This window comes from Aeromonas sp. 604176 (assembly GCF_049170755.1).
Classification (GTDB): Bacteria; Pseudomonadota; Gammaproteobacteria; order Enterobacterales; family Aeromonadaceae; genus Aeromonas; species Aeromonas veronii_A.
Genome location: NZ_JAAKNE010000156.1, coordinates 1 through 7,609 on the forward strand (window position 1 = coordinate 1; position 7,609 = coordinate 7,609).

The window sequence follows — 7,609 nt, forward strand, 5'->3', positions numbered from 1 at the left end:
CAGGTGATGGGGGCCTGCCTGACCCAGATCCGTCAGGCCGCCGAGGTGCTGGTGTGCGAGGCCAACGCGGTCTCCGACAACCCGCTGGTGTTTGCCGAGGATGAAGACATCCTCTCCGGCGGCAACTTCCACGCAGAACCTGTTGCCTTCGCCGCCGATAATCTGGCGCTGGCCATCGCCGAGATAGGTTCCCTCTCCGAGCGGCGAATGGCACTGCTGATCGACTCGCGGATGTCCGGTCTGCCGGCGTTTCTGGTCAACAACGGCGGAGTGAATTCGGGCTTTATGATCGCTCAGGTCACCTCGGCGGCGCTCGCCTCCGAGAACAAGACCCTGGCCCATCCCGCCTCGGTGGATAGTTTGCCCACTTCCGCCAATCAGGAGGATCACGTCTCCATGGCGACCTTCGCTGGCCGCCGGCTGGCAGACATGGCGGAGAATACCCGCGGCATTCTGGCAGTCGAACTGCTGGCGGCGGCACAGGGGCTCGATTTCCGCGCGCCGCTGCACAGTACCGAACTGATCGAGCTGGCCAAGGGACGACTGCGGGCAGAGGTGAGCTTCTACGACAAGGACAGGTACTTCGCGCCGGATATCGAAGCTGCCGCCGCCCTGCTGGGCCGTGCCAGCTACAACGACCTGATCCCGGCCGGGGTGTTGCCCAGCCTGTAAGCCTTGATCACCCTTCTCTCCTGGCGGGAGAAGGGTTGGGGATGAGGGGGAAGCCGCTTCACAGGCGCCGGTGACAGCCGGGAGCAGATGATAAAAGACCGCCCAATCGGGCGGTCTTTGCGTTTCTGACGTCGATTGAACGCGGTTATTCGTGTTCGAACATCAGGAACAGATAGACCACGAACAACACCAGATGGGTCGCACCATGGAGTACATTGGTGCGGCCGCTGCTGAAGGTTACTTTACAGACCATCAGGGTCGTGACCAGCAGCACCATATCGGCGGGGGAAAGGCCGAGGCGCACCTCCTGACCCAGCATGGAGCCGATAAAGAGCACGGCAGGCACGGTGAGGGCGATGGTGGCCAGCACAGAGCCGAAGTAGAGGTTCATGGCCCGTTGCAGCTGGTTGTTGAAGGCGGCCTTGATGGCGCCGACTGCTTCGGGGGCCAGCACGATGCAGGCCACGATAAAGCCGCCCAGTGCGGCGGGCGCGTCCATGACATGCACCCCGTAGTTGATGGGGATGGCCAGGGTCTTGGCCAGCAGGATCACTACCAGCAGGTAGGCGAGCAGCAGGATGGTGTGATAGACGTTGCTCTGCAGCGGGCCGTGGTGCTCCTCATAATCCTCGTGATCGCTGTCGACGAAGAAGTGGCTGTGGCTGCGGGTCTGGATCAGCAGAAAGACCCCGTAGAGCAGGATCGATATGATGATCAGCATCCACGACATGGCGCGCGACATACTGCCGATTGCACCACCTTCGGTGAAGTTGGGTAGCACCAGACAGAGCAGGGCCAGCGGGATGATGGCCACCAGATAGGATTTCACTCCGTCCAGATTGAAGCTCTGGGTGTGGTAGCGCCAGCCGCCAAACAGCAGGGTGAAGCCCACCAGACCGGTACTCACCAGCATCACTACCGCAAACATGGTATCGCGGGCCATGGTGGGGTTGGGCTCGCCGGTTAGCATCACCGAGGAGATCATCACCACCTCCAGCGAGATGACCGAGAGGGTGAGGATCAGGGTGCCGAAGGGCTCGCCCAGCTTGATGGCGAGGGCATCGGAGTGGCGCACCACCGAGAAGATGGCCCAGGTGACGATGGCCAGCAGTGCCGCCGAAACCGGAAGATAGATCCCGAGCGGAGTTGTCTCTGTCAGCAGGTCGCTCCCGATCGTCTTGAAAAAGAGTAGGGTCAGCAGGCCGACGGGCAGGGCAATCTCTTGCCGGATAAATGTCTTCATTGGCAATGGTTCTCATCTCGGGACGGCGCTGGCCGACAGGGATTGATGGGAGGCGTGCGTGAAGGTGCTCACGGTAGCCGAATGCTTATGATAAGGGTTCCATCCTCTCAGGGGCAGATCATTTTGTTGCTGAATGTAAATGGTGGTTCAAGGGCGATGAGCCAGGTCGTGGCAGAGGCTGTGGGAGTGTCAGCCTCTGTGCAAAAGGGTGCGTGTGCTCCCGGTGGGGGGAGCCCTGCCAGCGCTGGCCTGTGCAATATCGGTGTCAGCTCTCTTGCGAATATTGTGGAGGCCACGTCTGCTGCCAGATGGCAAGATCTGCCAGCGCCATGGGCCTGCCAAAGACGTAACCCTGGATCAGATAGACGCCGTGTTGCCGCAAGTAATCAACCTGTTCCCGCGTCTCAACCCCTTCCGCAATCATCTCCATGCCTGATTCCAGGCCAAACGTGATGATGGCATCCAGCACGCTGCGTTTGAGGTCGTTGGTGCCTATGGTATCGACGAACATCTTGTCGATCTTGATCTGGCGGATCCCGAGGCTCTGCAGGTAGGCAAAACCACCGTAGCCGGTACCGAAATCATCCAGTTTGAAGTGATATCCCATCTGCTGCAACAGGGTGATCTCCTCGGTAGCGGCTTTGATGTCGAGGATCGGCTTGCGTTCGGTCAGTTCGAAGGTAAGGCGCTCGGGCGAAGGGTTATGGTGTTCACTCAACATGTTGCGCAGCAAGGGTTGTTCGATATGGGTGGCCATCAGATTGACACTGATCCACTGCTCTGGTGGCAACAGCGGCAGATCCGTGATCACCTGCTCCAGCAACTGCCTGGTGATAGGCAGGATAAGTCCCTGATCTTCAGCATATTCGATGAAAGCGCTCGGGGGGATCAGCTCGTGTCCACGTTGCCAGCGTAGCAGCGCCTCAAAACCGGCAACCTGCCAGGTTCGAAGATCCACCACGGGTTGATAGAAGGGGATGAACTCCTGGCGCACCAATCCGGCCTGCAATAGCCCCTTGAGCGAGCGGCGATAGTTTCGCAGCGACCAGTAAGCGGTCACCAGCAGCAGGCCCAGGATAGTGCCGCTCCAGAGTGCGATTCGTCTGACTTGCTCGCGAGCATACAGGTCCAGTGCAGAACCGGCCCAGATGGTTTGTCGGGTCAGTTTGTCCTGATCAAAGAAGCTCAGGCTGCGGCTGCCCTCTTCCAGCTTGATGGTCCGGTCACCGCGCGGGAAGCGGGGGGTCATCGCTGCGGGATCCCGCTGGCTGAACTCCAGATAGAAACAGTCACCGCAGGGGAGCTGTAGCAGATCGTGGCTCCAGCTGTTATCGAGCACCCAGTAGGCAATGTTGCCGCCGTTTTTGTAGTAGGCAACCATCTCCTGTTCCGTATTGAAACTGGCCGTTGTAGCAGTCAGCCCCAGTTTGTCGGGGAGGGCGCCATCCTGGTTGGCGTTTTTGATGAGCGAAATACCCACACCCAGGCTTGAACAGCTTTTCCCTGATGCCAGTTCCAGCCCCTGCAGACGAATATGGGTGTTGTAAAAGCGGGGATCCCGCAGCAGTGCCATGTCGTTGGCACCACAATCGAAATCAAACAGCGTCAGCTGCTCGCTCATGGCTTTGTCCAGCGTGTGATGGCGTATCGCCATGGCTCGCTTTATCTCGGCCACCTTCTGCTCAAGCAGGTGGTTGGCCATCGGTCTTGTTAGCCACAGACCGACGGACTGGCTTGCCAGGATGGGCAAGAGCAGTAGCAGTACAGTGATCCAGAGGGGGGTGATGCGTAACAAGGGCGCCTGCCAGTTTAACGAGACACAAATGGGTCAAGCCATCATAGTGCATTAGTACAATCAATTTGAGCTCTACTTGTCACACTTATTGGATGATTTTTTAAATGTATGATTTTAAATGTTTTTATTATTAACCTTGAAAAGATTCAATCGCTGACCTGTCATAAATGACAATTGCTCAACTTATCCGAACTGCTTTAGAGTACCCCTGCGGTTTGACTCACCGTGTGTTCAATACTCCTGTATCTGTTTTTTGTCAGTAGCACAGAGTGTTAGTTTTGATATGAGTGTTCCTTTTGGTCCCTTTTGAGGGACCATTTTTCTGTCTGCTATCTTCCCCTGCTCCACCTGTGTACCTTCCTTGGTATTCTCCCGCTGCTTTGGGTATGCTGCCCCGCTTAAATTACAGAAGCGGGATCCCCGTCCATAGTGATGGCCACAGCGCCACTGCTACCATGAATTCCAATGGATGATGCCGGGCACACGGAAAGGCACATGAAACTCACAACACATCTTGTCTCGTTTATTACCTTGTGCGTGATCGCTGCCATGGCGACCGTGCTGATTGGCGGGGTGTTCAGCTTTCGCGAGCTGGGCATGGAGTTGCAGCAAAAGAAGGTCGATGCGCTGGTCGAGGTGATCGACAAGCAACTCGACGTTGCTCACGGTATGGAGGATATGAGCCGCTGGTTGCCCACCTTGCTGCGGGCGGCTCATGTGGTGGAGCTGGAGGTGCGCCAGAATGACCAGCGGGTCTACTGGTTCCGTGACGTACAGCGTCCGGTTGATGAACCGCTGCTGGTGCCATACAGCCATCCGCTGCCCCATCAGGCTGGCATGCAGGCCAGCTTCAAGCTGGAGCGCCCCTTCAAGGAGGCGGAGTACTCCATCAAGGCGATGTCGGGCATCTCGTTCGGGATCTTCATCGTGGTGTTCGGTCTCTGGTACTCCATCCGCTGGTTGCGTCAGCAGTTGCGCGGCGCCGAGCTGCTGGGCATTCGCGCCCAGCTGATCCTCGATGACAAGCTCTCCAAACTAAGCCATGACCCCGCCGAAGAGTGGCCGGTGGCCGCCAGTCAGGCCCTCGATCATCTGCTCGCCGAGCTGGCGGATGCCCGCAAGGAGCGCAGCCGCTTCGACAACTTCATTCGCAGCAACGCCTTCGTCGACAAGATGACCGGCATCGGCAACCGCCTCTTCTTCGATAACCGGCTCGAGAGCGCTATCATGGAGGCGAGCGTGATGAGTGGCGGTGTCTTGCTGATTGAACTCGCCTGTCTGGAAGAGCTGGAAGCGGAGCAGTTCGAGCTGCAGGGGCATGATCTGCTGCTGGAGGCGAGCGCCGTGATCAGTGCCTTTGTGCGCAAGCATAACGGTGCCTTGCAGGCTCGTTATGCCGGACATGTCTTTGCGGTATTGTTGCCCAACATGTCGGAGAGCGAGATGGTGGACAGTGCCAGCCAGCTGCTCAAAAGTCTGCAACGGCTACACTGGCCGCAGCAGGTCAATCCGGAGACGGCCATCTATATCGGGGCTGTCTGCTACCAGGCGCAAGACACTCTGCTCAAGGTGCAGGAGGAGGCCGAGCTGGCCCTCAAGAGTGCACGTCTGCAGGGGCACAACGGCTGGTTCCTCTATGAAAAGCAGCTGGACGAGGAGCAGAGCAGCAAGGGGACGGTGCGCTGGCGCACCCTCATCAGTCGCCGTCTTGAAGAGCAGGGGATCGATTTTTATACCCAACCGGTCCAGCAGGATCGGGATCAGGTGGTACTGCAGCAGGATCTGCTCACCTATATCCACGATGAGCAGGGGCGGGAACTGCAAGCAGGGATCTTCATGCCAATGGCGGAGAAGGTGGGCCTGCTGCTGCAACTGGATCGGCTGGTGGCGGAGCAAACGCTGGTGTTGCTGCGCCAGCGTTCCGAGCAGAGCTGTCCCATCACTCTGACCCTCAGTGCCCAGAGTCTGCTCAACCGCGAGTTCCAGCGCTGGCTCTTCTTCGCCCTGTTCCAGCTGCCGCGCAGCACCAACGAGCGGCTGATCCTGCAACTCTCCGAATCCCAGGTGACCCGTCACTTCGAGGCGCTCAAGCGGCCGCTGCGCTCCCTGCGGATGCTGGGTTGCCAGCTGGCCATCGATCATGCCGGTCAGGATGTGGTGAGCACCCAGTACATCAAGGAGTTCGAGATCAACTTCCTCAAGCTGCACCCCAGCCTGGTGCGGGAGATCCATGCCCGTCAGGTCAACCAGATGGCGGTGCGCAGTCTGGTAGGTGGTTGTGCCAATACTCGCACCCGGGTGCTGGCAGTGGGGGTGGAGAGTGGCGACGAGTGGAAGATGCTGCGCCACCTTGGGGTGCATGCAGGGCAGGGGCCCTGGTTTGCCGAGCCCCAGCGGCTGGTGCTGGAACCGGCTGGTGATTGAGATAAATGAGAGAGGGTCGTCGTGGGGCGACCCTCTCTCGTTTTCGGTTGCCGTCAGGCGGGGCTCACAGTCGCCCCTGCTCCCGCAGTCCGGCCAATCCCTGCATGCCGCCGGTATGGATAAAGACAATCTTGCTGCCGGGGGCGATGCGGCCCGCAGCCAGCTCGCGAAACAGCCCCCACATCGCCTTGCCGCTGTAGATGGGCTCCAAAGGCAGACCTGTTTCGGCGCTGAAATCTTGAACCCACTGCCAGAGGGCCGGGCTGAATTTGGCGTAGCCACCATCGTGGTGATCGAGTGCGACCCGCCAGCCGGGGATGCTGGCGGCAGCGGGATGGAGGCGACACACCTCGTCAGCGATAAAGCCGCCTCCTTTCAGTACCGCAATGGCGAGGATCTGCTCCCGGTCCTGTTTGCCAGCGATTAGGCCCGCCAGGGTGCCGCCGCTGGCACAGGGCAGTACCCAGAGATCCGGCGAGAAGGGTACCTCGCCGACCAGTTCGGCAACCCCGGGGATAGCCAGCGGGCTGCTGCCCCCTTCCGGCACGATCAGGGTATCGGGTGCATCGAATTGGGCCAGCCAGTCGGGATCCTGGCGACGGCGGTAACTCTGGCGGTCGACGAAAACGAGATCCATACCCCAGCGTCTGGCATCCCTCAGGGTGGTATTGCTGACGGCATCAGATTCGCCCCGTATGATACCGGTAGTTCGAAGGCCAGATTGGCACCCTGCTGCTGCCAGTGCATGGATGTGATTGGAGTAGGCGCCGCCAAACGAGAGTAGATGCCGTTTGCCGTGCTCTCTGGCATGAAGCAGGTGGTATTTGAGCTTGCGCCACTTGTTGCCGGAGATGGTCGGATGGATCAGATCATCCCGCTTGCACCAGAGTTCGACGCCGTAGCGGGTTAGCAACGGGTGGTGGAGGGGGGGCAGGGGGGAGGGCAGGATAGCTGACCCCTCTGGCTCGGCTGGAAGGCTGGCTTGCAATGGTGAGTCCGTCTTTTATATAGAGGCTAATCTGCTGTTTATGTTAATATTTCATACATTTAATCACTATTGATGGGCGGGCTTACATGAAAAAACTGTTCAGACGGTCGACGCCAAGCCGCCAGGTCGGGCTCTTGTTGGCCAATGACAGGATCATGCTGGCTGCAGTGGGCAATCCCCCCGTCTTCGCGACGCGCACCATCAACGGCCCACAGGAGTGGGCTGTGGCCATGAACGAGCTGTTCAGCCGTTATGGGCTGGCCAAGTCTAAAGTGCGGGTAGCCCTCGCCGCCAGCCTTTATCAACAGATCCAGATCGACAAGCCTGCCGTGCCTGACGCCGAGATGGCGGGGGCGCTCCCCTGGGCCATCAAGGACTATGTCAGCGAACCCGTGCTGCAACTGGCGATGGATTATGTGGACTTGCCCACCCCGCCTGCCGGTCGTCCGCGCATCAATGTGATCTGCCTGCCCAAGAGCCGGGTGCA

5 protein-coding genes and 1 pseudogene are annotated in these 7,609 nt (G+C 59.2%); 3 read left to right on the forward strand and 3 right to left on the reverse strand.

Annotated elements, in window-relative coordinates; all coding sequences use genetic code 11:
- Positions 1 to 672, forward strand: a 672-nt coding sequence (locus tag G5358_RS19310; RefSeq protein ID WP_421324727.1) for an aromatic amino acid lyase, incomplete at its 5' end; no start/stop codon positions are given.
- 145 nt (positions 673 to 817) lie between these two features.
- On the opposite strand, the gene G5358_RS19315 is transcribed toward G5358_RS19310, so the two are convergent.
- Both G5358_RS19315 and G5358_RS19320 read right to left on the reverse strand, forming a co-directional pair.
- Positions 818 to 1,915, reverse strand: a complete 1,098-nt coding sequence (locus G5358_RS19315) for a calcium:proton antiporter (RefSeq protein ID WP_266134562.1) — start codon at positions 1,913 to 1,915, stop codon at positions 818 to 820.
- Between the two features lie 265 nt (positions 1,916 to 2,180).
- Positions 2,181 to 3,710 carry an EAL domain-containing protein gene (locus tag G5358_RS19320; protein ID WP_421324728.1) on the reverse strand — a complete coding sequence of 510 codons (1,530 nt, stop codon included), beginning with the start codon at positions 3,708 to 3,710 and terminating at the stop codon, positions 2,181 to 2,183.
- A gap of 495 nt (positions 3,711 to 4,205) precedes the next feature.
- On the opposite strand from G5358_RS19320, the gene G5358_RS19325 reads away from it, so the two are divergent.
- On the forward strand, positions 4,206 to 6,134 hold the full coding sequence (locus G5358_RS19325; protein WP_421324729.1) for an EAL domain-containing protein: 1,929 nt from the start codon (positions 4,206 to 4,208) through the stop codon (positions 6,132 to 6,134).
- A gap of 64 nt (positions 6,135 to 6,198) precedes the next feature.
- On the opposite strand, the gene G5358_RS19330 is transcribed toward G5358_RS19325, so the two are convergent.
- Positions 6,199 to 7,122: a 1-aminocyclopropane-1-carboxylate deaminase/D-cysteine desulfhydrase gene (locus G5358_RS19330; RefSeq protein ID WP_421324730.1), complete on the reverse strand. Its 924-nt coding sequence runs from the start codon at positions 7,120 to 7,122 to the stop codon at positions 6,199 to 6,201.
- 86 nt (positions 7,123 to 7,208) lie between these two features.
- Here G5358_RS19330 and G5358_RS19335 point away from each other — a divergent pair.
- Positions 7,209 to 7,609, forward strand: a pseudogene (locus G5358_RS19335) (MSHA biogenesis protein MshI); the annotation flags it as partial.

What these genes read in the sequence shown, in the direction of transcription:
- G5358_RS19315 (WP_266134562.1), bottom strand. Translation starts at nt 1,915, where the DNA reads ATGAAGACATTTATCCGGCAAGAGATTGCCCTGCCCGTCGGCCTGCTG.
- G5358_RS19325 (WP_421324729.1), top strand. Translation starts at nt 4,206, where the DNA reads ATGAAACTCACAACACATCTTGTCTCGTTTATTACCTTGTGCGTGATC.